We start from the raw sequence: 26,642 nt of genomic DNA on the forward strand, positions 1-26,642 counted from the left end.
AAAATAAGGGGATGGTTGTTAGATAGATTTTGTAAAAATAGGGGAGTATAGCTAAAGGACGATGATTTTTATTACTTATTAATACTTGTCCTGGCTAGTTTTAGCTGGAAAAATAGTTCTCGATTTGAATATGAGTTATGTTATAATTGCTAGGTGTGTTTGAATGATAAAAAATTATGATTAAAAGATAATGTTAAGATTTTGTATGGAGGTCTTGGAATGTTAGCAAATCAAGCTAGGGTTAGATTTGAGCATTTTTTGCTCTTTTTTATTATTTTACAGCCTGTTTTAGATTTATTAACGTCTCTTAGCATCACTTTATTAAAGTCAAATGCTACCGTTGGAATTTTAGTAAGATTCCTTATTATGGCTGTTGGTGGTATTTACATTTTAATTCAGGCAAAAGAGAAGGAAAATAGAAAGTTTTTAATTTATCTTATATTATTAGCCGGAGTTTTAGGGATAGGGTTTATTAATAACAAACTAGTTAAAAATCCTATTGTACTTGGTGAAGAGGTTAAATTCGTTGCGAAAGCATTGTATATATATATCATGCTGGGATCATACATTTTAGCTTTAAAATCATTGAAAAAGACAGTTAATATTAGTGATAAGGTTCGAAATAGTATTGTATATTCTACATTAATCATTAACGCAATTATGGTTATTTCTATTTCAACATCTACTGACTTTGGTAGTTATGAATGGATGAAGGTTGGTTCTCGAGGTTGGTTCTATGCAGGGAATGAACTAGGTTCAATCTTAGCTATTATTTTCCCTATTGTGGTACTATATTCTATTCAAAAAACAAAGAGCTGGAAACACATTTTATATTGGATTCCATCACTTTTAATGATTTATTCGCTAATTCAAGTCGGTACAAAAGTTGGAATGGGCTCAATTGGTGCTACGTTAGGGGCAGCAATCGGAATCATTGTACTACAATTATTATTTGATAGAAAAAATCCGAACAAAAAATCCCTTGCGCTTAATGCAGTAATTGCTATGGTCCTATTAGCTGGTGTAGTTGGGACGTTTAAACAAACACCATTAGCACAAAATATGGGTATTCACAATAATTATTTATCAGAGCAAAATGTGGCACAGCAAGGTCAAAAAGAAAAAGAAATTAAAGAGAAGCTGAAAAAAGAGCAAGAACTTAAAGCAAAAGAAGAAAATCATCATAAAGTTGAAAAGCCAGAAGAAAAGGCGAAGATAGAAGAGGAAGTTAAGAAAGAGCTTGAGAAAGAGCAAAAGAAAGAAAATCAAGAAAATCTTATTTTCAGTGGACGTCAAGTATATGAAGAAAGACATAAGCAGTTCTTTAAAGAAGCGCCAATGTCACAAAAGTTATTAGGAATGGGTTATGCAGGTAACTTTAAATACAATGAACAAAAGCAGCCAGATCCAAAACTAATTGAAATGGACTTCCATGATTGGTTTTATGATTTCGGGATTATTGGCTTTGTATTACTAATGATTCCATTTATTTATTACGGGCTAAGAATTTTACTAGCATTTGCTACGAGATTTAAGGACATATTCAATATAAAATATGGAATGATTTCAGCAAGCTTATTGTTAGCGTTAGGTATTGCTTATATTGCAGGACATATTTTAACAGCACCAGGAGTTGGGATTTACTTTGTAGTGGTGTTAGCTTATCTAATAGTAGACCTAGAAATTGAATGATAAAAATAAAAGCTAACTTTTGTTAGCTTTTATTTTTTAGTACAGTAAAATAAAAATAGATGGAAACGTAGCGAGGATTTAAAGGAGGAAAAAATATGAGAATATTGCATATGAATGCAGGAGCAGAAGATGGGGGAGGGAAAACACATATTATTTCACTTCTCGATCAGTTTCCAACTGGTGAAGTAGAATTAGCAGTATTTGAAGATGGAATTGTTGCGAAGGAAGCAAGGGAGTTAGGGATAAAAGTCCATGTGTTTTCACAAAAATCGCGCTATGATTTATCCATTTTAAAGAATATAAGTGAATTTATTAATAAAGAAAAATTTGATGTAGTTCATACACATGGCCCTAGGGCTAATTTCTATGTTTCTTTAATGAAAAAGAGAATAAAGGCAAAATGGGTAACGACTATTCATAGTGATCCATTTCAAGACTTTACTAAACAGGGCTTAAAAGGTTGGATTTTTACGAAATTAAATTTGAAAGCCTTAAAAAATATAGACTTATTTTTCGTTGTAACAAATAGATTGAAAAAAAGCCTGGCAGCATTAGGTATTTCAAATGAAAAGATGCATGTTATTTATAATGGAATTGAATACGATAAGGAAAAAGCAGAAGGCTATAATAAAAAAGAAATGTTCAATATTGATGAAGATGTATTTACGGCAATCCAAGTAGCACGATTACATCCTGTCAAAGGACATGAAGTTTTATTCGATGCGTTACAACAAACAAAATTAGAGAAAATTAAAGTATTATTAGTTGGCGATGGCCCATTAGAAGAAAATCTAAAGTCATTAGCTACTGAAAAAGGGATTAACGATAAAGTAGAGTTTTTAGGACATCGTCAAGATGTAAAACAATTATTTGCGTCGTCACATGTAAATTTATTAACTTCCCATAGTGAAGGGTTCCCACTAGTTTTATTAGAAGCGGCAAATCAACGCGTACCATCAATTGTGACTAGGGCTGGAGAAATTGAACCATTAATCGTAGATGAAACTTACGGATGGATTGTGCCAACAGGTGATGGAAAGGCATTAGCATTAGCTTTAGAAGAAGCGTATGATAAGTGGAAAACTGGAGAGTTAGCAGCAATGGGTAAACATATTTATGAGCATGCTACTATGAACTTCTCACTTCAAAAACTATATGAAGATACAAAGGAAACATATAAGCAATTAATAGCGAAAAACTTGTAATGATAGAGAGGATAGTTAACTATGGCAGTACAAACAGTTGATATTCTAGGCGTTCCTTTTTCTACAATGACAATGGATGAAACGGTCCAATATTTAAAAGAACAACTAGAAGCGGAGCGAACTCATACGTTTCAGGTAGTAACAGCAAACCCTGAAATTGTTATGTGCGCAAAAAAGGATGAAAAGTTCTATCAAACATTATTGAATACAGATTTAATTACACCTGATGGTATTGGGGTTGTAAAGGCAAGCGGGATGCTTGGTACACCTTTAAAAGAACGTGTAGCAGGTTTTGATTTAATGTGTAATTTACTTGCGAAGTTATCTGAAGATAGTAAGCCGGTATCTGTTTTCTTATTAGGTGCAAAGCCGCATGTTGTACAAGCTGCAGCAGATCATTTAACAAAGACATATTCAGCTGTATCCATCGCCGGTATACAAGATGGTTATTTTAAACAAGAAGACGAAGAGAATATTATTTCTCGCATTCAAGAAGCAAAACCAGATTTATTACTTGTTGCACTTGGTTTCCCGAAACAAGAGAACTTTATCCAAAACAATAAGCATCGTTTAGAAACGAAAATGGCTGTTGGAGTGGGTGGAAGTTTAGACGTATGGGCTGGAGAGGTAAAACGTGCACCAAAATGGATTCAAGCGATTCATTTAGAGTGGTTTTATAGATTATGCAGTAATCCAACACGCTGGCGTCGTCAGTTAGTATTAGCGGAATTTTTAAAAGAAGTAATACGTTCGAAAAAGTAGCGAAATATCGCTGCTTTTTTTATTTGTTCATTTTTAATAAATTGAAACTTTAATCAGTGAGGCATCCCTACTGATTATTAGCCCTCACCAATCGGGATAGACGTTTTACTTTTTGGGAATGATGAAGGAGAAATTTTTTACACAAAAGTATTTTACTTATACAATTCACACATGTAAAATTATGTGTAAAGACACCTGTGTGAGGAGGACTTCTAGTGGGCAAGGTAAAAGAAATTTCGAAGCGCAAACTACTTGGTATAGCTGGGCTTGGATGGCTATTTGATGCAATGGATGTTGGAATGCTTTCATTTGTAATGGTAGCCTTGCAAAAGGATTGGGGATTAAGTACGCAAGAAATGGGCTGGATAGGTAGTATTAACTCAATCGGTATGGCAGTAGGAGCGCTTATTTTTGGGATACTATCAGATAAAATAGGGCGAAAATCAGTCTTTATTATTACATTATTGTTATTTTCTATCGGTAGTGGTTTAACTGCATTAACAACAACACTTGCAATGTTTCTCGTTTTACGCTTTTTAATTGGTATGGGGCTTGGCGGAGAGCTTCCAGTTGCCTCTACACTAGTATCAGAGAGTGTTGAAGCGCATGAGCGTGGGAAAATTGTTGTGTTATTAGAAAGTTTTTGGGCAGGTGGATGGCTAATTGCAGCTCTTATCTCGTATTTTGTTATTCCTAAATATGGTTGGGAAGTTGCGATGGTATTGAGTGCAATTCCAGCACTATATGCTTTATATTTAAGATGGAATTTACCGGATTCCCCAAGGTTCCAAAAAGTTGAAAAAAGGCCATCTGTTATTGAAAATATAAAATCAGTTTGGTCTGGGGAATATCGTAAAGCAACAATTATGCTATGGATTCTATGGTTTTGTGTTGTCTTTTCCTATTATGGAATGTTCCTTTGGTTACCGAGTGTAATGGTGCTAAAAGGATTTAGTTTAATAAAAAGTTTCCAATACGTACTTATTATGACATTAGCTCAACTTCCAGGATATTTCACCGCTGCTTGGTTTATTGAACGTCTCGGTCGTAAATTTGTTTTGGTTACGTATTTAATTGGGACAGCTTGCAGTGCCTATTTGTTTGGGGTTGCGGATTCATTAACAGTATTAATCGTGGCAGGTATGTTACTATCCTTCTTTAACTTAGGTGCTTGGGGAGCATTATACGCCTATACACCTGAGCAGTATCCAACCGTTATTCGTGGTACAGGTGCAGGAATGGCAGCAGCGTTTGGGCGTATTGGTGGTATTCTTGGACCATTATTAGTGGGGTATTTAGTTGCCTCAGAAGCTTCACTATCATTAATATTTACGATTTTCTGCGGATCAATCTTAATTGGTGTATTCGCTGTAGTAATACTTGGACAAGAAACGAAGCAACGAGAATTAGTATAAAGTGAAATTTTAAATGTATGCCTGATCGTTTATTACCCTACACTACTCGGCTCTTTCTAGGCAGTTAATGTAGGATAAAGGGGGAGAGGAAACCGAAGGGGTTTCCTTTTTTCTGTTTTTTTAGATAAATAATGGTATAGTAAGAAAAAGGATTATTTCTTATAAAAGCGAATGTATACAACAGGACATATGGACAAAGAATTAGGTGGTTGAAGAAATGAAAATTTTACTGATTATGGAAGAGGCAGAAGAGAGAAGAGAGTTAGCTGAAAATTTCACTGAAAATATGAGAAATGTAGAATGTTTTGAAGCAAAGACAGGAACAGAATCTTTATTTATGATGAAAAAACATATACCAGACTTTGTTTTTTTAAGTTCCAAATTACTAGATGGTACTGGTTTTGAATATGCAAGTTTATTACGAGAAATAAATTGCTATACAAAATTTATTTTTGTAGGTGAAAACATAGAAGAATCTATTACAGCTTTTCGTTTCCAAGCATTTTATTATTTATTGCGACCATTTCGTGAAGAAGATTTACAATTTCTTTTATATAAAATAGGTAAAGAACAAGGCGAGAAAGCAAAGAGTTATTTGCGAAAACTACCGATAGAAAGTCAAGAGGGCATACGATATATTCTTCCAGAAGATATCGTATATGTAAGTAAAAATAAAGAAAATAAAACTGTTTCAATTTACACAACGAATAATCAGTATATTTCAACATATACACTTCAGGAATTAGAAAATAAGCTAAATGCATATGATTTTTTACGTGTACATAAAAGCTATTTAATTAATATGTCATATGTAAAAGAACTGAAACCTTATTATAATGGCACGTATAATTTGTATTTAGATAGGTATGATGAGCAACCGATTCCAGTCAGTCGTAATTATGTAAAACGCCTTCGAAATAACATTGAATTATAGTAGATAATGAGAGTATTTTAACATGATAAACTAAAAATCCTTCATGATAGGGAGGATTCAAGTTAAATATTCAGAAAATTTAGTACAATCTCCACTAAGAAATAGTATTGGGGGAATTGTATGTGAAGACATTGAAATCGATCTTACTTTGGGGCGTTATTACAGCAGTAGGAGCAGGTGCTTTTGGGGTAATAGCTTTATCACAAGGTGAAACCATTAATGCTGTATGGCTCTTAGTAGCTGCCGTATGTGTATATGCAGTTGCTTATCGCTTTTATAGTAGATTTATAGCGAGAAAGGTTTTTAATTTAGATGATAATCGGCAAACACCAGCCCATACATTAAATGATGGGAAAGACTATGTTCCAACAAATAAGTGGGTATTGTTTGGACATCACTTTGCAGCGATTGCTGGAGCGGGACCTTTAGTAGGACCGATTTTAGCGGCACAAATGGGGTATTTACCAGGGACCATTTGGATTATTGTTGGGGTAGTTGTTGCGGGGGCTGTCCAAGATTTTGTTATTTTATTTGCTTCAATGAGACGTAATGGTAAATCGTTAGGAGAAATGATTAAAGATGAGATTGGACCTGTTACAGGACTAATTGCAATGATAGGTATTTTAGGAATTATGATTATTTTATTAGCAGTATTAGCGTTGGTCGTAGTAAAGGCACTAATCGGAAGTCCTTGGGGAATGTTTACGATAGCAGCAACGATTCCTATCGCTATTTTAATGGGAGTTTATATGCGCTATATTAGGCCTGGTCGTGTTGGAGAAGGATCAGTAATCGGTATTATCCTACTTATTTTATCTCTTGTTGGAGGACAGTATGTAGCAGAAAATCCAACACTTGCAAGTATGTTCACATTTAGTGGTGAAACAATTGCTATTATGCTTATTGTATATGGATTTATTGCATCTGCATTACCAGTTTGGATGCTTTTAGCACCACGTGATTATTTAAGTACATTTTTAAAAGTTGGAACAATTGTAGGGTTAGCAATCGGTATCTTAATTGTAGCACCAGATTTACAAATGCCAGCAGTTTCGAAATTTATTGATGGAACTGGTCCTGTGTTCTCTGGAAACTTATTCCCATTCTTATTTATTACTATTGCTTGTGGTGCAGTGTCTGGATTCCATGCTCTTGTTTCATCAGGTACGACGCCGAAGATGATTGAGCAAGAGGGACACGCACAGCCAATCGGTTATGGAGCAATGTTAATGGAGTCGTTTGTAGCAGCGATGGCGATGATTGCAGCTTGTGTATTAACACCGGGAACGTATTTTGCAATTAATAGTCCCGCAGCACTTATCGGTACAGATGTCTCGCAGGCAGCTCAAGTTATTTCCTCATGGGGATTTGCTATTACACCAAATGAATTAAAAGATCTTGCTGTAAATGTTGGAGAGCAAACGATTTTATCACGTACAGGTGGTGCGCCAACATTAGCGATAGGTATGGCATATATTTTCTCACAAGTAATAGGTGGAACGGCCATGATGGCATTTTGGTATCATTTTGCGATTCTCTTTGAAGCCCTATTTATTTTAACAACGATTGATGCCGGAACGCGTGTCGGCCGATTTATGATTCAAGATATTTTAGGGCATGTATATAAGCCATTTGGGAAAACGGATTCTACATTAGCGAATGTAATCGCTACAACATTATGTGTATTAGGATGGGGATATTTCTTATACCAAGGGGTAATAGATCCGCTCGGTGGAATTAATACATTATGGCCACTTTTCGGTATTGCAAATCAAATGCTAGCAGGTATTGCATTATTACTTGGAACGACAATTTTGTTCAAAATGGGGAAAAAGGCGTACGTTTGGGTAACACTTATTCCAACTGTGGGATTGCTTATTGTAACAATGACAGCTGGTTATCAAAAGCTATTTCATGAAAATCCTAAAATCGGATTTCTATCTCACGCGAAGGTGTTTCAGGGAGCGTTAGATGAAGGGAAAGTGTTAGCACCAGCTAAAAATGTTACTCAAATGAAGCAAATTATTTTTAATGATTATATCGATGCAGCGCTTTGTGGGATTTTTATGATAGTTGTAATCGCTGTGTTAATTTCAGCACTTCGAATTTGGATACAAGTATTAAGAAATAAGCCAATGCCGTTAAAAGAGGCACCATATATTCCTAGAGATGAAAGTGAGTCGAGGAACTATGCTTAAAAAGCTGTGGCAAGTATGGGGGGAAAGGAAGCGCTTTATTAGTTTGCTCGTTGGGGTACCAAGTTATGAAGTATATGTGGAGCATATGAAAAAGCATCATCCTGAAGAAGAGGTTTTATGTCAAAAGCAATTTTTTGCTGAGGCACAAGAAGCAAGATTTAACGCAAAGGGTGGAAAAATATCACGCTGTTGTTAATGAAAAAGGGCGAGTTTTCGCCCTTTTTATTTTTTGCTGTTTCACGTGGAACAGCAAAAAATAAATAAAAACTTTGGGAATTATAGGGATTTCGTATACAATAAAGTAAGGAAAGGGATAGATAGAAAAGTAAGGAGATCATTTTATGTTAAGGGACTTATTTGTAAATACAACAATTATTCTTTCCTTTATTTTTGTTGGAGGTCAGCTTTTAAGAGATAAGCCGTTAAAAGAAGGATTCTCTTTTGGGCAGAAATGTGTAGTAGGCATTTTTACTGGGATACTAGGTATATTACTAATGTATTTCGGTGTTCGTGTTGGTACCATCCTATTGGATTTACGCTACTTAGCTGTTATTCTAGCTGTTATTATTGGAGGGCCGATAGCGAGTACCATAACAATTATTATGATTTTAGTAACTAGACTGTTGTTTATGGATTATTCATTAGCTTCTCAAGTGGCCTTTTATACAATCATTGCGATAGGAATAGGGAGTATCTTTATTTCGCGTATGAAGCTTTCTTTAGGGGAAAAGTGGGTATGGTTACACGCATATATTTTATCTATTCTAATCCCAGCGTTATATATATGGTTAATTAAAGAGATCCACATAGTGGGATTATATTTAATTTCTAGTATTATTACAGGTTACATAACATTCATAAGTGCAAATTATGTTTTACAATCCAATGAGCTATTTCAAACGATGAAGCAATACGCAACGATAGATGCATTGACAGGTCTAGGAAACGTAAGACAGTTTGATTTAGAGATGAATCGTCATATTAGTAATAAACACTTGAAAAACGATTCACTTTGTTTACTACTTATAGATATTGACCATTTTAAGCATGTAAATGATACGTATGGGCACCCAGCGGGAGACGAAGTGTTAAAACAAGTAGGGCATATTTTGCGAGAAATGTCAGCATTTCCGGATTTGGTTTTTCGAAAGGGTGGAGAGGAGTTTGCGCTTTTGATACCAAGGAAAGAAATGGCTTATGGAATTCATGTTGGGGAACAAACTCGTATAGCTGTTGAAAAACATTCATTTGAATTGTTAGATGGAACAAAAATAAAAATTACAGTTTCGGTAGGGGTTTCAGAGTATGAAGGGGCATCAGAGCAATTTATTCAAGCGGCGGATGATGCGTTATACTACTCGAAACGAAATGGTAGAAATAAGGTCAGCTCTGCATCTTAAAGATAAGATGACCGGAAGACATAAAGCTTATAAAAAACACTCACAGAGGCAATGTATGAACCTTGTGAGTGTTTTTATTTATATATTAGACAAGTTCTTTTGATACAACGAATTTACGATATGCACCATGGTGAGTTGGACCTACGTATTCGTTAATTTTGAATGAGTAACGAATAGCAGCTGTGATGAATTCTTTAGCAGTTTTTACTGCTTCTTTCACAGGTTTTCCTTTTGCAAGTTCTGCTGTAATTGCAGCAGAATATGTACAACCTGCACCGTGTGTATTGGTTGTATCGATTTTTTCTGATTCTAGAAGTTCGAATGTTTCTCCATCATATAGGACGTCGATTGCAGTTTCCGTACCAAGTTTGCTTCCGCCTTTAATTAGTACGTATTTGGGACCTAAAGCGTGAATTTTCTTCGCTGCTTCTTTCATGTCCTCAAGAGAATTAATTTTCACACCACTTAATTGGTAAGCTTCAAATAAGTTTGGCGTTACAACTAATGCCTTTGGCACAAGAACGTCACGTAAGCAATCGTTCGTTTCAGGGTGTAATGCTTCATCTGCACCTTTACATACCATAACAGGGTCAACTACTACATTTTTGAAATTGTGCTTTTCGATTGTTTCTGCAACCATTTCAATAATTTCTACTGATCCAAGCATACCTGTTTTTAAAGCGTCTACGCCAACACCTTCAATTGTTGTTTCTAATTGTGGTTTTAATGTAGAAGCTGGGATTGGAAATACGTTATGTGCCCAACCGTTATGTGGATCCATCGTTACGATTGTTGTAAGAGATGTCATTCCGTATACGCCCAGTTCTTGGAATGTTTTTAAATCTGCTTGTATACCAGCACCGCCACTTGTGTCAGAACCAGCGATAGTAAGTGCTTTATTTAATGTCATTATGAAAGCCCCCTCGAGTGATATAATGAAAACTATGTTTTCACCATTATATCAATGTTACGAATAAGTACAAAGTGAAAAGTAGATGATTTATTTTAAGAGCTATTTAAAATCTTGTATGCAGGAGAATGAGTATGTTTCGAGATAATCGTACGAATGAATTAGTTATATTAAAGGAAATTGCAGAAACATTAAATACATCAAATGATACATATCATGTATTGCAAGCTGTCCTCGAGAAATTGCTAAGTGTAACAGGTTTAACGACAGGATGGATTTTTCTTGCGGATGAAAATGGGAAGTATACGAAGTTAATTGATTATCAATTACCAGAGGCACTTACATATGAAAATAAACGCCCGATGTGCGAAGGTGAATGTTGGTGTTTACGAGGTTTTGTAGATGGAAAATTGGAGAGAGCCGTTAATATTATTGAATGTAAAAGAATTAATAATGCAATTGAATATAATTGGGGGGATACGGAGGGCATTCTTCATCATGCTACGGTTCCTTTAAAAGCTGGGGGAGAAAAATTTGGGGTGTTAAATGTTGCAAGTCCGGGTAAAACACATTTTTCAGAAGAAGAATTAGTATTACTCCAATCGGTTGCCTTCCAAATTGGTACGGCTTTAAAGCGAACAAAATTATATGAAAATGAAAAGAGAAGAGCACATTATTATGTGAAATTAGAGCGTTTCATTCAAGATTTAAAAATGATTCATAAGTTTAATGTACTACCTGAAAAGGTGGTAAATCACGTAGGTGAAGTATTTCAATGGAATCAAGTAGCGCTTTTTATTAGGGAGGAAAAAGAATTATCTCTGCGAGCGTCTTACGTTCAGGAAGAGTTACAAGAGGATGTAAAAGAGGCGGCCAAGAAGGCGTTAGAACAAGATGAACCAGTTCTAATAAAACATCAAATAGGACATAATGTACATCTAAATCGAGCTGTTATTGCTACACCAATACATATTCAAAACCATATATTTGGTGTTTTATGTGTTAGTTTGAATAATGGAGAGTTTGATGCTAATACAATAGATGTAATTCAAGCATTATCGAACCATGTTTCGTTAATAATAGAGAATTTGAGGTTAAACGAGCAGCGCCGTGAACTTGTACGAATGGAAGAAAGAAATCGGTTAGCAAGAGATTTACATGATTCTGTTTCGCAAAAATTATTTTCATTAACCTTCATGACAAAAGGCGCCGAGGCAGTTTTAAAAGGTAAAAATGAAAAGGTAGATCAATCTTTGCATGAGATGCGTGAACTTGCGCAAGGAGCTTTGAAAGAAATGAGGACATTAATTTGGCAGCTTCGTCCGGCAGGATTAGAAAAAGGATTATTGCCAGCTCTAAAGCAGTACGGTGAAAATTTGGGACTGAAAATTAGGGAGCAAGTTACGGGTGTTCGTGATTTACCTCGTGTAGTAGAAGAAGCTTTGTGGCGCATAGGCCAAGAAGCACTGAACAATGTAAGTAAGCATGCAGGTGTAAAAGAAGCGACGATTTATTTTACAGTGAATGAGAAAAATGTATCATTAGAAATAGTTGATCAAGGAAAGGGCTTTGTGGAAAAGAATATAAAAGAAAAGAAATCACTAGGTATGACTACGATGCGTGAAAGAGTAGAATTAGTTGGTGGAACAATTAAAATTGTAAGTAGTAATAAACGAACGAGCGTAAAAGTAAATGTACCATTATGATGTGAAAATGAGGGAAGTTTGTGAAAATAAAAGTATTGTTAGTTGATGATCATACAGTCGTTTTAAAAGGATTAGCATTTTTCTTAAGTACACAGGAAGATTTAGAGTTAGTTGGAGAAGCGAATAATGGGAAAGAAGCGTTAGTGAAAGTAGGAGAAACAAATCCCGATGTTATATTAATGGATTTATATATGCCTGAAATGGATGGTGTTGAGGCGACGGCATATATAAAAAAAGAGTATCCAAATGTGAAAGTAATTGTATTAACTAGCTTTTCTGATCAGGCGCATGTGTTACCTGCATTAAGGGCTGGAGCAAGTGGGTATATTTTAAAAGATGTAGAACCAGATCAGCTTGTTGAGGCTATTCGAAGCGCATATAAAGGTAATATTCAATTACATCCGGATATAGCAAATGCTCTTCTCTCTCAAACATTACCTGTAGAAGAAAAGGAAGAAGAATCTTCTATTCAAGTGGATGTGCTAACAGCGAGAGAAAATGAAGTATTGCAGCTATTAGCGAAAGGGATGAGCAATAAGGAAATTGCATCTGTTTTAGTTATTACAGAAAAGACGGTTAAGGCGCATGTAAGTAGTATTTTGAGTAAGTTGAATTTATCTGATCGTACGCAAGCGGCATTATATGCAGTTAAAAATGGAATTGTATAAGACGAAAGTCGTAAGACCAAGTTCGCCTTTAGAAGGTGGACTTTTTTTATGGAAAAATACGTCTATGTGAGGACGAAATTGTCTTTATATAAAGATAAAATATGTTTGTAAGCAACAAAACAACAATTACAAGGGATACCTTTTTTGAAAGCATATAACAACATAAGAGTGAGTACTAGGAGGAATAAATAATGGCAACAGTTTTATTCGTTAAAGCAAATAACCGTCCAGCGGAACAAGCAGTTAGTGTAAAATTATATGAGGCATTTTTAGCAAACTATAAAGAAGCACACCCAAATGATACAGTAGTAGAACTTGATTTATATAAAGAAGAATTACCATACGTAGGCGTAGACATGATCAATGGTACATTCAAGGTAGGTAAAGGATTTGATTTAACAGAAGAAGAAGCAAAAGCAGTAGCAGTTGCTGATAAGTATTTAAATCAATTCCTAGAAGCTGATAAAGTTGTTTTCGGCTTCCCATTATGGAACTTAACGATTCCAGCAGTATTGCACACATATATTGATTATTTAAACCGTGCTGGTAAAACGTTCAAATATACGCCAGAGGGTCCAGTTGGCCTAATTGGAGATAAGAAGATTGCATTATTAAATGCAAGAGGCGGCGTATATTCAGAAGGTCCAGCAGCTGAGGTAGAAATGGCTGTTAAATATGTAGCAAGTATGATGGGCTTCTTCGGCGCAACAAACATGGAAACAGTAATTATTGAAGGACATAACCAATTCCCAGATAAAGCAGAAGAAATCATTGCTACAGGTCTTGAAGAAGCAGCTAAAGTAGCAAGTAAATTTTAATTAAAATGATAATCGTCACTCGAAAAAGCAGCATTAACATGTAAACGTTAATGCTGCTTTTTTTATATTTTTAGTTCATCAGCAAGTTTTTTTAATTGAATTCGATCTCGTATGTAATAGGTTCTTCCGTCTTTTTTTAAGTAATTTTGTTGGCAAAACTGATTTAATACATATAAAAGATGACGGTAGCTGACATTTAAATATTCCGAGGCCTCAGTATGCTTTTCTATATAACAATTATTTTGTTCTGTTAATAAAATAAAAGCAGCTAATCGATTTTCAAAAGGATAACTATAGTTTTTTGCGTAATTTTCAGTGCGAGTAATTGTCTTTTCTCCAATAAATTTGCATAAGTGCTGTAAAAATGTTGCATCTTGTAATAAAAGTTGCTGACAATCTTTAAGAGGAAGTGCCAAACAAACACAATCTTCTAGTACTTCAACGGACTTAGTAATATTTTCTACCCCTATTAATCCTAATTCCCCGATAAAAGATGGTGCTTGAATAAAATTAATTAATGAAACCTTCCCGTTTTTATGACTCATATATATTTTGGCTCTCCCAGAAATTAAGTAATAGAGATAAGGGAGAGCATTTCCTTCACTACATATCATCTCTTTCGTTTGAAAAGAATGCAGCTCTACATATGGCAAGACATGAAATGAAAATAGGGTATGGAATTGATGGATTCGCATGTATTGATAAATTTCTTCCTCATTTTTGCTGATTTTCATATTTTCACCCCTATGTATAGTATGAGATATCTCCTATTATCTTTACAAGAAGGAATGATACGATTTATGTAAATTTGTTTTTGTAGAAAAGAGAGTGTGATGAATTTATGAAAAAATATAAAACATTGCTATTTGATGTAGATGATACATTATTAGATTTCCAAAAGGCTGAAAAAGTGGCTTTACGGGTGCTTTTTGAAGAGAAGGGAATCCCTTTAACAGACGAGATAGAGGCTCGTTATAAAAAAATAAATAAAGGTCTTTGGGATGCTTTTGAAAAAGGTGAACTATCACGCAATGAAGTTGTAAATACACGATTCTCTCTGTTGTTTAAAGAGTATGGAGAAGAAGTAAATGGAATATTATTCGAAAATAATTATCGTAACTACTTAGAAGAAGGAAATCAACTCATGCAAGGTGCATTTGAATTTATAAATCAAATTCAAGGGGAGTATGAATTGTATATAGTGACAAATGGTGTTTCTAAGACGCAAGATAAACGTTTGCGCAATGCAGGGTTACATTCATTATTTAAAGATGTCTTTGTTTCGGAAGATACAGGTTTTCAAAAACCGATGAAAGAGTATTTTGATTATGTTTTTGAACGGATTCCTAACTTTGCACCTGAAGAAGGGCTGATTATTGGGGATTCATTAAGCGCTGATATTAAAGGTGGATATGTAGCGGGAATTGATACTTGTTGGTTTAATCCAGAAAGGAAATTAAATGATAGTGGGATTATACCGACATATGAAGTGCATAATTTTGAGGAGTTAGAAGCGTTATTGAAGCAGCATGTGTAATAAAAAAATAGACAGTGGAGCTTTCGTGAACTGACCCCATAAAGTTAGACAGGTCGTTTCATTAGGCAGCCTTTAGGGCATGAGTTCGATATTGTACCGGACTCATGCCTTTTAGTTTTGCCTTAATTCTTTTGTGATTATAATAATCGATATATTTTTCAAATTCTTGTTTAAAGTGTTCTATGCTTTCAAAATCTTTTAGATAAAGAAATTCAGATTTCATAATACCAAAGAAACTTTCAATAACCGCATTATCGTAACAGTTCCCTTTACGAGACATACTTTGCGTAATCTTGCGTTCCTTTAGGGCGTGCCGATACTTCTTCATTTGATAATGCCAGCCTTGATCAGAGTGAATAAGGAGTTCGTCTTCTTCTGTCAATTGTTGAAAAGACTTCTCCAACATCTTCGATACAAGTGAATAGGTTGGTCTTGAATCAATTGTATAAGCGATTATCTCTCCATTAAATAGATCTAACATCGGTGATAAGTAGAGCTTCTCGCCGCATAATTTAAATTCTGTTATGTCTGTAACCCATTTTTCGTTCGGCTTTTCAGCTTTAAAATTACGTTCTAAAATATTTGGCGCAATCTTACCTACTTGTCCTTTATACGAGCGATATTTTTTCATACGAACTAGACTCTTTAAACCTAACTCTTTCATAATTCGTTGAACTTTTTTATGGTTGATTTTATGTCCTTGGTTCATTAACTCATCGCGAATACGGCGATATCCATAACGACCTTGGTGTTCATCGTAAATGTTTTGAATTAAGATCTTTAGCTCTTTATCTTTATCTGGCCGATTAGAATTCTGTATCCAGTAATAATATGTACTTCGTGGGAGTTCTGCTAATTTTAAAAGTGCCTGCACCGGAAATGCTTTCCTTAGTTCATAGATTACTTGCGCCTTATCTTGTTTGGTGATTTTTCCTTGTTTTGAACTAAGGCATTCAACTTTTTTAAATAAGCATTCTCCATACGCAAACGCTCCAATTCAGCTTGTAATGCTTCTACTGACTCTTCTGTTTGTGTTTGTTTCTTAATTGATTTTTGATTGTCCTTAGTCATAGATTGACGCCCCTTTTTCTTCGATTTAAGGGCGTCTACTCCTTTTTGATGTAGCTGAATACGCCATTTTCTAATAAGTCCAGGTGAAGAAATATTAAAAATAACTGCCGTTTCGTTTGGAGACGTCCCATTTTCGAACATATAATTTAGTACGTCTAGTTTATACTGTGCAGAATACGTTGTATAGCCTTTTTCAAAGGCCTGGATTCCATGATATTCAAATTGTTTTATCCACATGCGAACCACTTCGTGATTCGCTCCCAATGATTTCGCAATATCTTTTATACTCTCACTTCCATCTTGATAATGTATTACTGCATTTATTTTGTCTTCTGAAGTAAATTTAGTCATAAAAAAACTACACCTCCAATTGTTAGACTGTGTCTAACAATTGGGGTGCAGTTCATTCGTCCCCACTGCCTATTTTTATTAATTTTTATTTTCGTTATGTTTTGGGAGTGGAAAGGCATTCCCGATAGCAGCTGCACCAAGCATGGGCAATAGTAAATTAAGCGGGAAAAACATAAGTAATAGTAATGTTATAGCTATTGGCTTTCGTAACGCATAGCTTGAAATTGCTGTTGTTACGATGGCAACAGATGCTACTGGATCTATAGGAAGAATAGATGCTACAGCGTATCCGATACTTGACCCAGAAAATATAATTGGGAAGATATGTCCACCTCGCCACCCTGTGTTCAAACAAACGGCAGTAATGCACAACTTTAAAATCCCTGAAAGAAGTAGTATCCAAAAAGATAAATGGCTCCATTCAACAACTAATTCTTTTAATTGATGTTCCCCTGAAAATAATGTGTACGGAAGAAAGGTTCCCGCAATTCCTAATAAAATACCACCGATAATTCCGAGTGTCAGCTTGTATTCTCTAAAAGGGTGAATTAACTTTTCTAATGTGAATTCTAACTTGAAATAAAAGAAACCAACTATAGCACCGATACTAGCAAGTGGAAGAAATGCAATCCATTCATTGAAAGAAAGTGTACCTTCTCCGAAATCAACAATAAAGGATCCACGATTATCAAGTTTACTCAGTAGTAAATAAACAGAAAAACCTGCGAAAGTAGTAGCTAAGTATACAATCGCTTTTTTTCCTTTAGAAAAAGCAGCAATTTCTTCCCCCTCATTTTCATTTGGTGCTAAATAACCGAATAATGGTGCGTTAAAAATGACACTTAAAGTAGCGCCAATTCCGATCTCGGTTAGCTCATTCATACCCTTTAAGGCAAATTTAAAGCGATCCCCTACCCATGTGCACAGTCCGCCTATAATTCCAACTAGTGCGGCTTCTGGACCAAGACTAGCACCGAAAATTAAAACAATAATCGCTGTTAAAGTAGCCCGATGGACAAAGCGATATTCGATTCGACCAGTTTTTTTATATTCAGCCATTACTTCAGGCATAAGGCGTGGGTATGTACCGAAATGTTTTTGTGATAGACCAACAAGAACCCCGCCAATTATTGTTACGCAAAGGGTGTAATAAGAGGGAAAAGAGAGAACTTCAGGCAAGTATCCCCAAATAAAGTGGATTCCAATATTTATTGTGACTAAAAATAACCAGACTGTAGCTCCTACTATAGATCCTAGAAGAATGCCATATAGAGCAAGTATGTAATGCATATCTTTTTTATTTGTCATGTTATACCTCCGTTATGTAAATCTTAGTAGGGAAAAAAGTGAAATATACTAGTGAAAAATGGATTGAATATATATAGTATCTTTTTGAGAAGATGGCCTATTCAACATATAGGCTAACTTTTGGGGAATTTGAATTTATAGGTTAAATTACTTATTTAATTTTATAGACTGATTTGAGGTTTTTAAAGGTCTTTTTTGAAATAGACTAGAATATATTTCTTTTGTTGCTTTATATGAAACTGTTAACATTTATTTTAGAACATTCAGAAAAACTGTTTGACATTAGGAAATTATTGCTATAAAATCAACGGTAATTGCATAGTCTTATCAAGAAAAGGTGGAGGGACAGGCCCGATGAAACCTTGGCAACAGCCGTATAACGGAATTGTGCCAAATCCTGCAGGTAGTAATCCTGAGAGATAAGAAAGAGCCTTTAGAGCGTGTTTTCAAACTGCTCCTTTCTTGTTTTCAGGAAAGGGGCAGTTTTTTATTTTGTATAAAAGAAAGGAGAATGAGAGATGGGAGAATCATGGGGAAAAGGAACAATTTGTGTGCAAGGTGGCTATACGCCAAAGAATGGTGAACCACGTGTTTTACCACTTTATCAAAGCACAACGTATAAATACGATACTTCGGATGATTTAGCAGCTCTATTTAACTTAGAGGCAGAAGGATATATTTATACACGTATTGGAAACCCTACTTTAGCAGCATTTGAGCAGAAGTTATCAGATTTAGAAGGCGGTGTAGGAGCTGTTGCAACGGCTTCTGGGCAAGCAGCTATTATGCTCGCAGTTTTAAATATTTGTAGTAGTGGGGATCATTTACTTTGCTCTTCAACTGTTTACGGGGGAACGTTTAATTTATTTGGGGTGAGTTTACGTAAGCTTGGCATTGATGTTACGTTCTTTAATCCAAATTTAACGGCAGATGAAATCACGGCGCTTGCTAATGACAAGACGAAACTTATCTATGCAGAATCATTAGGAAATCCAGCGATGAATGTTTTAAATTTTAAAGAATTTTCAGCTGCCGCTAAAGAATTAGAGGTACCTTTTATCGTTGATAATACATTAGCAACTCCTTATTTATGCCAGGCATTTGAACATGGGGCAAATATTATTGTTCATTCTACGACGAAGTATATCGATGGGCATGCGAGCTCTTTAGGCGGTATTGTAATTGACGGTGGAAACTTTGATTGGACAAATGGAAAGTATCCTGAGCTTGTTGAACCAGATCCAAGTTATCACGGTGTAAGTTACGTTCAAAACTTTGGTGCAGCAGCGTATATTGTGAAAGCACGTGTTCAGCTATTAAGAGATTATGGAAATTGTATGAGCCCATTCAATGCATATATTAGCAATATTGGCTTAGAAACATTGCATTTACGAATGGAACGTCATAGTGAAAATGCTCTTGCAGTTGCTAAGTGGCTTGCTAATCATGAACGTATTGAATGGGTGAATTATCCAGGCTTAGATAGTAATGAAAATTACTCATTAGCACAACAGTACTTGAAAAAAGGTGCTAGTGGTGTTTTAACTTTCGGTATTAAAGGCGGATTAGAAGCAGCAAAAGAATTTATCGCAAATGTAAAACTAGCAACTCTTGTAACGCACGTAGCTGATGCACGAACTTGCGTTATACATCCTGCTAGTACGACGCATAGACAATTAAATGCTGAAGATCAGCGTTTAGCGGGTGTTACATCTGATTTAATTCGTTTATCGGTTGGTATAGAAGATGTTTCTGATATTATTGCAGATTTGGAAGCAGCTCTAGTTGGAGGCAAAACACATGCCGATCATAATTGATAAAGATTTACCGGCTCGCAAAGTGTTGCAAAAAGAAAATATTTTTGTAATGACGAAGGAGCGGGCAGAAACACAAGATATACGTGCTTTAAAAATTGCTATATTAAATTTAATGCCAACGAAGCAAGACACAGAGGCGCAATTACTTCGCTTAATTGGAAACACACCGTTACAATTAGATGTTCATTTGCTTCATATGGAATCACATCTATCGCGTAATGTAACGCAAGAACATTTAACAAGCTTTTATAAAACGTTTCGTGATATTGAAAATGAAAAGTTTGATGGGCTCATTATTACAGGAGCGCCAGTGGAGACCCTTGCTTTTGAAGAGGTAGATTATTGGGAAGAGCTTAAACATATTATGGAGTATTCAAAAACGAATGTAACATCTACGCTCCATATTTGCTGGGGGGCACAGGCTGGCTTGTACTATCATTATGGTGTTCCAAAGTATCCCCTTAAGGAAAAAATGTTTGGTGTATTTGAACATGAAGTTTGCGAGCAACATGTGAAATTATTACAAGGATTTGATGAATTGTTTTTTGCTCCGCATTCTCGTCATACAGAAGTACGAGAGAATGATATTAGAGAAGTGAAAGAATTAACATTGTTAGCAAACTCTGAAGAAGCAGGTGTTCACCTTGTTATTGGGCCAGAAGGAAGGCAAGTGTTTGCCCTTGGACATAGCGAATATAGTTGTGAGACGTTAAAACAAGAATACGAACGAGATCGTGACAAGGGATTAAATATTGATGTGCCAAAAAACTATTTTAAACATAATAATCCAGATGAAAAGCCGCTTGTTAGGTGGAGGAGTCATGGTAATTTATTGTTTTCTAATTGGTTGAATTATTACGTGTATCAAGAAACCCCTTATATATTGTAAAGAAAGATTGTGTAACACGTGGTAACGTTTTCCTTGTAAAGATTAACCTTTATTTTTCCGAATGTTCAAAATACATTGTTTTTCAGATTTTTTACTCATATAATTTCATCTAAACACAATTTTTGAGGGGTGGACAGTACTATGAAAGAAATTCAAGTTGGGTTATTAGGTCTTGGGACAGTTGGCAGTGGTGTGGTTCGTATTATTACGGATCATCAAGAACGACTCATACACCAAGTAGGTTGTCCAGTGAAGGTAACGAAAGTATTAGTGCAAAACATTGAGAAAGAGAGAGAGGTAGAGGTACCTTCTACTCTATTAACACAAGATGCAAATGAAATTTTAGATAATCCAAATATTGATGTTGTCATTGAAGTGATGGGTGGCATTGATGATGCAAAATCATATATTTTACAAGCTTTAAAAAGCGGAAAGCATGTTGTAACTGCAAATAAAGACTTAATGGCATTACATGGAGCTGAATTATTAGCGACAGCAAAAGATAATAAGGCTGATTTATTCTATGAGGCGAGTGTGGCAGGGGGAATTCCAATTTTACGCAGTATCGTAGAAGGACTTTCTTCAGATCTTATTACGAAAGTAATGGGAATTGTAAATGGAACAACAAATTTTATTTTGACGAAAATGTCAGACGAAGGGAGAGCATATAACGACGTGTTAAAAGAAGCCCAACAACTTGGATTTGCAGAAGCAGATCCAACATCAGATGTAGAAGGTTTAGATGCAGCAAGAAAAATGACGATTTTAGCTACCCTCGGTTTCTCTACAAATGTAGAGCTTGGAGATGTGAAAGTAAAAGGGATTACCTCTATTACAGAGGAAGATATTGAATACAGTAAGAGCTTAGGTTATACAATTAAATTAATCGGTCTTGCAAAACGAGATGGTGAAAAATTGGAGGTTACAGTTGAACCAACTTTACTTCCAAATACACATCCTCTTGCGGCAGTACAAAATGAATATAACGCTGTGTATGTGTACGGTGAAGCAGTTGGAGAAACGATGTTTTATGGACCAGGCGCAGGAAGTTTACCGACAGCGACAGCTGTTGTTTCGGATTTAGTTGCTGTAATGCAAAATATTAGATTAGGGGTAACAGGAAATAGTGCTGTAGTCCCACAATATCAAAAAGTATTAAAAGAGCCAGACGAAATTGTCGTGAAAAAGTTTTTAAGACTGCATGTAAAAGACGAAATTGGTGTATTTGCAAAAATTACTTCATTGTTCTCTGAGCGCGGAGTTAGCTTTGAGAAAATTATTCAAATGCCGCTTGAAGAGAAAGGAAAGGCTGAAATTGTAATTGTAACGCATCGTGCGTCTCTTGCTGATTATGATTATATTCTACATACGTTGCAAGGGTATGAAGAAATAGATTGTTTGAAAGCGAACTATCGAATTGAAGGGGATGCTAAGTAGTATCTCTTACCATAAAACAGAAAGAGCCTATTAAGCAGCTTGCTTAATAGGCTCTTTTCTATTTAAAATCTGCGTACCAACTTGAATAAATGCTTGGATAATCCAGCCTGTTGTAAAGGATAAGATGATTGTTCCAAAATAGATAGGTCCATCTAATAAAAAGCTTAACGTTAAAAATAAAAAGGCTAATGAAATCTCTGTTCTTCTAAACGTCCATTTTTTCTTCTCGGCAACCGTTAAAACGAAAGCTTCTTGAGGCGCTGCACAAAGGTTTGTAGAGACGTAAAGACCAATTCCAGCTCCAACGAATAGATTTCCGCAAATAAGTGTTATATATTTTGGAAGAGAGCGGATAGCGTCCATAATAGTTGTAATGGAACCAATCCAATCAACAAAAAGAGAAATAAGAACCATCGTTACAATTGTACCGATTGTAATTTGTTTTCTATTCCAAAAGAGTACGATAAGTGTAAAGGCAAAGTTAATCATGAAAATCCAAAAACCAATACTTATCCCAAAATTTTGATATAGTGCAATAAAGAAGGAATCATAAGGGCTAAGTCCAAAGGAAGTAATTGTCGTCATCATATTAATACCGATGGCAAGAATGAGTAAACCGCCAATGAAAAATATATATTCTAATTTGAATCGAAGCATAGTTGTATATCCTTTCTAAATGTATTTGCTAGGAAAGGATATATTGTGGAAAGCTTACCAGGTCAAGGAAGAATTTTTGTGAGAAGGGGAAAATGAGATGACAAATATAAGAAAGATTGCTGAACTTGCTGGAGTATCTGTTTCAACTGTTTCACGTGTACTAAATAATCATCCGTACGTAAATGAACAGAAACGAAAAGAAATTTTAGCGATTATAGAAGAATTAAATTACACGCAAAACGTGAATGCAATTCATTTAGTGAAAGGAAAAACGAATGTAATTGGCGTTTTATTGCCACACGTAAATGATCAATATTATAGCGCTATTATCGAGGGGATATCAAAAGAGACAGCAAAGAATAATTATAATATGATGCTTTGCCAGACGAATTATAGTGAAGAAAGAGAACTAGAAATTTTGAATATGTTAAAAATGAAAAAGCTTGATGGGGTTATTATTTGTTCTCGGACAAATAGTAAGGAGAAGCTTGAAGAATATACGAAATTCGGTCCGATTGTTATGTGTGAAGAAATAGATTCGAAGTATATTTCAAGTGTCCATATCGATTACTACAAAGTATTTTCACGTGGGATGAAAAGCTTAATAGATGCCGGTCATACACGTATTGGATATTGTATTGGAAGAAGTAATAGCGTTAATAGCCAAAGACGAAAGAAGGCGTACGAAGATTCGCTTCAACAGAGTATCGTAACACCGTTAGAGACCTGGAAATTTGAGGGATGTTTTACAGTGGAAGATGGACGCAATGTAATTAGAGAATGGGCTCATATGTCAGTAAAACCGACGGCGTTCCTTGTATCTTGTAACCATATTGCAGCGGGGATGGTTACAGAAGCAAAAAAACAAGGAGTTCGTATTCCAGAGGATATTACGATTATCGGGTGTGATGATCAAGAGGTGGCAGATATATTGGGTATAACGACGATTTCGCATTCTAGTAAAAACGTTGGAGTGAAAGCGTTTGAATTATTATATGAAAAGATTAATGAAGAGAAATTAGATGTGAAGCATATAGAGTTATTACCAGAGTTAGTAGATAGAGAAACGACATAATTGAGAAGGTGTGAAAATCGCTTTTCAAAATTTCGTTTGGTATAATTATGGACAATCTATGAGGGCTAAAAGGGGTTTTGATATGAGATCAAAAGTAGTAAAAGTAATTCTACTCATTACAATTGCATCTTTCTGTTTATTTGCATATGGCTTTGTTTCAGGTGTAAATGATGTATTAAATCCGAAAGCTTCAAATTTAATTAAAAAGACCGATGTAGTGGCAAAAGAGAAAAAGAAAATGGGAACGTTACAAATCGTTAGTTTAGGTGATTCATTAACGCGTGGCGTTGGTGATAAAGAAGGAATTGGCTATGTTGGGCGAATGAAAGAGGATTTACAAAAAGATTATAAGCAAAAAATTGCATTAACAAATTTAGCAGTTAGTGGTGCAAAAATGCCCGATTTATTAAAACAAATTGAAAGTAATGGCGCTCAATATTCAATTAAGCAAGCAGATGTAATTGTGTTAACGATTGGTGGAAATGATTTGTTCCCAGGCTGGGAATCACTTGGGAAAATAGATTTAGAGACGTATCGTCCTGACACAGAGACGTTTCAAAATGAAGCAAAGAAAATTATAGAAGAAATTCGTAAATTAAATACAGATAGTCCGATTTTTTGGCTTGGTTTATACAATCCTTTTGAAGATGTAGAAGATTTAAAAGGGTCTTCAAACATTGTTGTGGACTGGAATGCATCTTTAGAGAAATTAGCGCTAAACGATAAAAATGTGTATATTACACCGACATTTGATTTATTCCAAAACCGCGGGAAAGATTTATTATACTCTGATCATTTTCATCCGAACGAAGTAGGTTATACGTATATGGCAGAACGTTTAGTTCAAAATGTTGTAAGTAAATTAAAACTAGAACAAGGAGGGGTAAAATGACGACGATACTTTCCGTACGAGACTTGAAGAAGGTAATTGGAAAGAAGACTCTTGTAGAGAATATTTCCTTTGATGTAAAGCAAGGAGAAGTGTTCGGGTTCTTAGGACCAAATGGTGCTGGAAAGACGACTACCATTCGAATGTTAGTCGGATTGATTAAGGCGACAGAAGGTACGATTTCTATCGGTGGTTATTCGATTAAGGAAAATTTCAGAGAAGCGATGCGTCAAATTGGGAGTATCGTTGAAAACCCAGAGTTGTATACATATTTAACGGGATGGGAAAATTTAAAGCAATTTGCTCGTATGTTAGGTGATATATCAGATGAACGTATTATCGAAATTGCTGAAATGGTTCATTTAGATGAAAGAATTCATGACAAGGTAAAAACGTACTCACTTGGTATGAAACAACGCCTTGGAATTGCACAGGCGCTCCTTGGGAATCCGAAATTGCTCATATTAGATGAGCCAACGAATGGTTTAGATCCAGCAGGGATTAGAGAACTTAGGGAATTTATACATAAGCTTGTGAAAGAAGAAAATATGAGCGTGTTTATTTCAAGTCACTTGCTAAGTGAAGTGCAAATGATATGCGATCGCGTTGCTATTATTCATAAAGGAAAGATGATAACAGTTGCCAAGGTTGAAGAATTAATTAAAACAGCAAGTGATCGTGTAGAATGGATTGTTACACCGATTTCTAAGGCGAAAGATATGCTAGAAGCGGCCGAAGAAGTAAGGGAAGTGAGTGTAGAAGGCGATCGATTACTATGCCGCATGGATATTGCATCTATAAGTAGTTGGAATAAACACTTTGTCGCAAATGAAATAGATGTACATAGCGTTAAGGAGCTTGTATTTACGCTAGAAGATTTATTTATTGAACTCACAAGGGGTGAGCAGCATGCGTGAATTTGCGAATCTAGTTTTAAATGAATCAGAAAAGATTTACCGCAAGAAACGTATTTTTGTTGTCATGCTTATTTTAGCAATCTTGATCCCGCTTTTTGTGTATGCGCAGTATCGTGAAATAGAAACGACACAAAAAAGACTCGGTACAACTGATTGGAAGGTTTCATTGCAACAGCAAATTGTTGATTCTCAGAACCGGTTGAACAATTCTAGGTTGCCAGAAGAATGGCGTGATTGGTTAAAGGTAAGAGTTGAGCAACAACAATATTATTTAGATCATAATATTAATCCGATGGCACCGGGTGCACCGACTTTTGTCAGAGCATTTATTGAACAAGGAATTACATTATTTATTCCGCTTCTCGTAATGATTGTCGCCATTGATATCGTTTCAGGAGAACGAAGTGATGGGACGATGAAGATGTTACTTACGCGGCCGATTCGGCGCTGGAAAATACTCCTTAGTAAATACGTGACGATGTTATTTTTCATTTCGCTCATACTGTTTCTTGTAGGTTTGTTTGCTTACATATTATCAGGGCTTGTATTTGGGTACTCGGGATGGAATTTACCTGTTTTAACAGGATTCGTCATTGATAAGGAAACGTTAAATACGAACTTTGTACATCTTATTCCGCAGTGGCAATACATCTTAATGGCGTATGGACTAGCCTGGTTTGTTGCTATCGTTGTCGGAACTATATCATTTATGGTCTCTGTTTTAATTCGTAATACACCAGCTGGTATGGGCGTTATGCTAGCTGCATTAATTGCAGGCGGTATTTTAAGCTCGTTCGCAACATCTTGGGAAGGCGCCAAATATATTTTTAGTGTGAATTTATCATTAACGGATTATTTATCAGGAAAATTACCTGCATTACAAGGTTTATCGATGGGATTTTCTTTGATGAATTTAACTGTTTGGGCAGTTGTTTCTCTTGTTATTTCGTTCGTAGTATTTACAAGACAGGATATGGTGAATTAAT

Annotated in this window: 24 protein-coding genes and 1 riboswitch; of the genes, 19 read left to right on the forward strand and 5 right to left on the reverse strand. The window is 35.4% G+C overall.

Annotation, left to right across the window (positions count from 1 at the left end; translation table 11 throughout):
* The first annotated feature begins 219 nt into the window (after positions 1 to 219).
* The 8 genes from ACTFR3_RS22880 to ACTFR3_RS22915 all read left to right on the forward strand — a co-directional run bounded on the left by ACTFR3_RS22880 (position 220) and on the right by ACTFR3_RS22915 (position 9,606).
* The gene (locus ACTFR3_RS22880) at positions 220 to 1,692 is read left to right on the forward strand and encodes an O-antigen ligase family protein (RefSeq protein WP_000880755.1); all 1,473 of its coding nucleotides are present in this window, start codon (positions 220 to 222) and stop codon (positions 1,690 to 1,692) included.
* A 95-nt stretch (positions 1,693 to 1,787) separates the two neighbouring features.
* Positions 1,788 to 2,897, forward strand: coding sequence for a glycosyltransferase family 4 protein (locus ACTFR3_RS22885; protein ID WP_001221227.1), 1,110 nt, complete (start codon positions 1,788 to 1,790; stop codon positions 2,895 to 2,897).
* Between the two features lie 21 nt (positions 2,898 to 2,918).
* A complete protein-coding gene (locus ACTFR3_RS22890) occupies positions 2,919 to 3,659 on the forward strand; it encodes a WecB/TagA/CpsF family glycosyltransferase (RefSeq protein WP_322369028.1) in 741 nt (246 codons plus the stop codon).
* Between the two features lie 215 nt (positions 3,660 to 3,874).
* Entirely contained in the window at positions 3,875 to 5,074 is a 1,200-nt protein-coding gene (locus tag ACTFR3_RS22895; protein WP_017657617.1) for an MFS transporter, read from the forward strand.
* A gap of 217 nt (positions 5,075 to 5,291) precedes the next feature.
* Complete coding sequence (locus tag ACTFR3_RS22900) at positions 5,292 to 6,008, forward strand: LytR/AlgR family response regulator transcription factor (protein ID WP_000698256.1); 717 nt, start codon at positions 5,292 to 5,294, stop codon at positions 6,006 to 6,008.
* Between the two features lie 122 nt (positions 6,009 to 6,130).
* Positions 6,131 to 8,206 carry a carbon starvation protein CstA gene (gene cstA / locus ACTFR3_RS22905; RefSeq protein ID WP_000854312.1) on the forward strand — a complete coding sequence of 692 codons (2,076 nt, stop codon included), beginning with the start codon at positions 6,131 to 6,133 and terminating at the stop codon, positions 8,204 to 8,206.
* Positions 8,199 to 8,402, forward strand: a complete 204-nt coding sequence (locus ACTFR3_RS22910) for a YbdD/YjiX family protein (RefSeq protein ID WP_000914503.1) — start codon at positions 8,199 to 8,201, stop codon at positions 8,400 to 8,402. The genes cstA and ACTFR3_RS22910 overlap by 8 nt, the downstream gene beginning before the upstream one ends.
* 145 nt (positions 8,403 to 8,547) lie before the next feature.
* A complete protein-coding gene (locus ACTFR3_RS22915) occupies positions 8,548 to 9,606 on the forward strand; it encodes a GGDEF domain-containing protein (protein ID WP_000942916.1) in 1,059 nt (352 codons plus the stop codon).
* 85 nt (positions 9,607 to 9,691) lie between these two features.
* Here the strand turns inward: ACTFR3_RS22915 and pdxK are convergent, their stop codons facing one another.
* Entirely contained in the window at positions 9,692 to 10,516 is an 825-nt protein-coding gene (pdxK, locus tag ACTFR3_RS22920) for a pyridoxine/pyridoxal/pyridoxamine kinase (protein ID WP_000174260.1), read from the reverse strand.
* 134 nt (positions 10,517 to 10,650) lie between these two features.
* On the opposite strand from pdxK, the gene ACTFR3_RS22925 reads away from it, so the two are divergent.
* The 3 genes from ACTFR3_RS22925 to ACTFR3_RS22935 all read left to right on the forward strand — a co-directional run bounded on the left by ACTFR3_RS22925 (position 10,651) and on the right by ACTFR3_RS22935 (position 13,708).
* Positions 10,651 to 12,222, forward strand: a complete 1,572-nt coding sequence (locus ACTFR3_RS22925) for a GAF domain-containing sensor histidine kinase (protein ID WP_000488138.1) — start codon at positions 10,651 to 10,653, stop codon at positions 12,220 to 12,222.
* A 20-nt stretch (positions 12,223 to 12,242) separates the two neighbouring features.
* Complete coding sequence (locus tag ACTFR3_RS22930; protein WP_000695801.1) at positions 12,243 to 12,890, forward strand: response regulator; 648 nt, start codon at positions 12,243 to 12,245, stop codon at positions 12,888 to 12,890.
* A 191-nt stretch (positions 12,891 to 13,081) separates the two neighbouring features.
* Positions 13,082 to 13,708, forward strand: coding sequence for an FMN-dependent NADH-azoreductase (locus ACTFR3_RS22935; RefSeq protein WP_000246734.1), 627 nt, complete (start codon positions 13,082 to 13,084; stop codon positions 13,706 to 13,708).
* Between the two features lie 62 nt (positions 13,709 to 13,770).
* On the opposite strand, the gene ACTFR3_RS22940 is transcribed toward ACTFR3_RS22935, so the two are convergent.
* Positions 13,771 to 14,442 (reverse strand): transcriptional regulator YeiL, encoded by a 672-nt coding sequence (locus tag ACTFR3_RS22940; protein WP_000703326.1) that lies wholly within the window; start codon positions 14,440 to 14,442, stop codon positions 13,771 to 13,773.
* 107 nt (positions 14,443 to 14,549) lie between these two features.
* Between ACTFR3_RS22940 and ACTFR3_RS22945 the strand changes: the two genes are divergently transcribed.
* Positions 14,550 to 15,245, forward strand: coding sequence for a YjjG family noncanonical pyrimidine nucleotidase (locus ACTFR3_RS22945; protein ID WP_000760196.1), 696 nt, complete (start codon positions 14,550 to 14,552; stop codon positions 15,243 to 15,245).
* Between the two features lie 61 nt (positions 15,246 to 15,306).
* Here the strand turns inward: ACTFR3_RS22945 and ACTFR3_RS22950 are convergent.
* Together ACTFR3_RS22950 and ACTFR3_RS22955 are read right to left on the reverse strand one after the other, a co-directional pair.
* A protein-coding gene (locus ACTFR3_RS22950; protein WP_088338564.1) for an IS3 family transposase occupies positions 15,307 to 16,667 on the reverse strand; the annotation gives its coding sequence in 2 pieces (ribosomal slippage) (positions 15,307 to 16,211 and positions 16,211 to 16,667; 1,362 coding nt in all).
* 78 nt (positions 16,668 to 16,745) lie between these two features.
* Positions 16,746 to 17,975 carry a chloride channel protein gene (locus tag ACTFR3_RS22955; protein WP_000182456.1) on the reverse strand — a complete coding sequence of 410 codons (1,230 nt, stop codon included), beginning with the start codon at positions 17,973 to 17,975 and terminating at the stop codon, positions 16,746 to 16,748.
* A gap of 321 nt (positions 17,976 to 18,296) precedes the next feature.
* A riboswitch (SAM riboswitch) is annotated at positions 18,297 to 18,401 on the forward strand.
* A 92-nt stretch (positions 18,402 to 18,493) separates the two neighbouring features.
* Here ACTFR3_RS22955 and ACTFR3_RS22960 point away from each other — a divergent pair.
* From ACTFR3_RS22960 to ACTFR3_RS22970, 3 genes are all read left to right on the forward strand, one after another.
* Positions 18,494 to 19,792: a bifunctional O-acetylhomoserine aminocarboxypropyltransferase/cysteine synthase gene (locus ACTFR3_RS22960; protein WP_000504780.1), complete on the forward strand. Its 1,299-nt coding sequence runs from the start codon at positions 18,494 to 18,496 to the stop codon at positions 19,790 to 19,792.
* A complete protein-coding gene (gene metA / locus ACTFR3_RS22965) occupies positions 19,776 to 20,681 on the forward strand; it encodes a homoserine O-acetyltransferase MetA (RefSeq protein WP_001121536.1) in 906 nt (301 codons plus the stop codon). Before ACTFR3_RS22960 ends, metA begins: the two co-directional genes overlap by 17 nt.
* Before the next feature lie 141 nt (positions 20,682 to 20,822).
* Complete coding sequence (locus tag ACTFR3_RS22970; RefSeq protein ID WP_000659109.1) at positions 20,823 to 22,118, forward strand: homoserine dehydrogenase; 1,296 nt, start codon at positions 20,823 to 20,825, stop codon at positions 22,116 to 22,118.
* A 30-nt stretch (positions 22,119 to 22,148) separates the two neighbouring features.
* Here the strand turns inward: ACTFR3_RS22970 and ACTFR3_RS22975 are convergent, their stop codons facing one another.
* Positions 22,149 to 22,775: a YczE/YyaS/YitT family protein gene (locus ACTFR3_RS22975; protein ID WP_000943416.1), complete on the reverse strand. Its 627-nt coding sequence runs from the start codon at positions 22,773 to 22,775 to the stop codon at positions 22,149 to 22,151.
* A 97-nt stretch (positions 22,776 to 22,872) separates the two neighbouring features.
* Between ACTFR3_RS22975 and ACTFR3_RS22980 the strand changes: the two genes are divergently transcribed.
* From ACTFR3_RS22980 to ACTFR3_RS22995, 4 genes are read left to right on the forward strand one after another with little or no spacing between them, the layout of a single operon-like run.
* Entirely contained in the window at positions 22,873 to 23,850 is a 978-nt protein-coding gene (locus ACTFR3_RS22980) for a LacI family DNA-binding transcriptional regulator (RefSeq protein ID WP_000181976.1), read from the forward strand.
* 10 nt (positions 23,851 to 23,860) lie between these two features.
* Positions 23,861 to 24,742, forward strand: a complete 882-nt coding sequence (locus tag ACTFR3_RS22985) for an SGNH/GDSL hydrolase family protein (protein WP_002180592.1) — start codon at positions 23,861 to 23,863, stop codon at positions 24,740 to 24,742.
* Positions 24,739 to 25,656 carry an ABC transporter ATP-binding protein gene (locus ACTFR3_RS22990; protein WP_000207717.1) on the forward strand — a complete coding sequence of 306 codons (918 nt, stop codon included), beginning with the start codon at positions 24,739 to 24,741 and terminating at the stop codon, positions 25,654 to 25,656. The genes ACTFR3_RS22985 and ACTFR3_RS22990 overlap by 4 nt, the downstream gene beginning before the upstream one ends.
* On the forward strand, positions 25,649 to 26,641 hold the full coding sequence (locus ACTFR3_RS22995) for an ABC transporter permease subunit (RefSeq protein WP_001206500.1): 993 nt from the start codon (positions 25,649 to 25,651) through the stop codon (positions 26,639 to 26,641). The genes ACTFR3_RS22990 and ACTFR3_RS22995 overlap by 8 nt, the downstream gene beginning before the upstream one ends.
* Position 26,642: the final 1 nt, after the last annotated feature.

This window comes from Bacillus cereus group sp. MYBK14-1 (assembly GCF_051916885.1).
GTDB lineage: Bacteria > Bacillota > Bacilli > Bacillales > Bacillaceae_G > Bacillus_A > Bacillus_A cereus.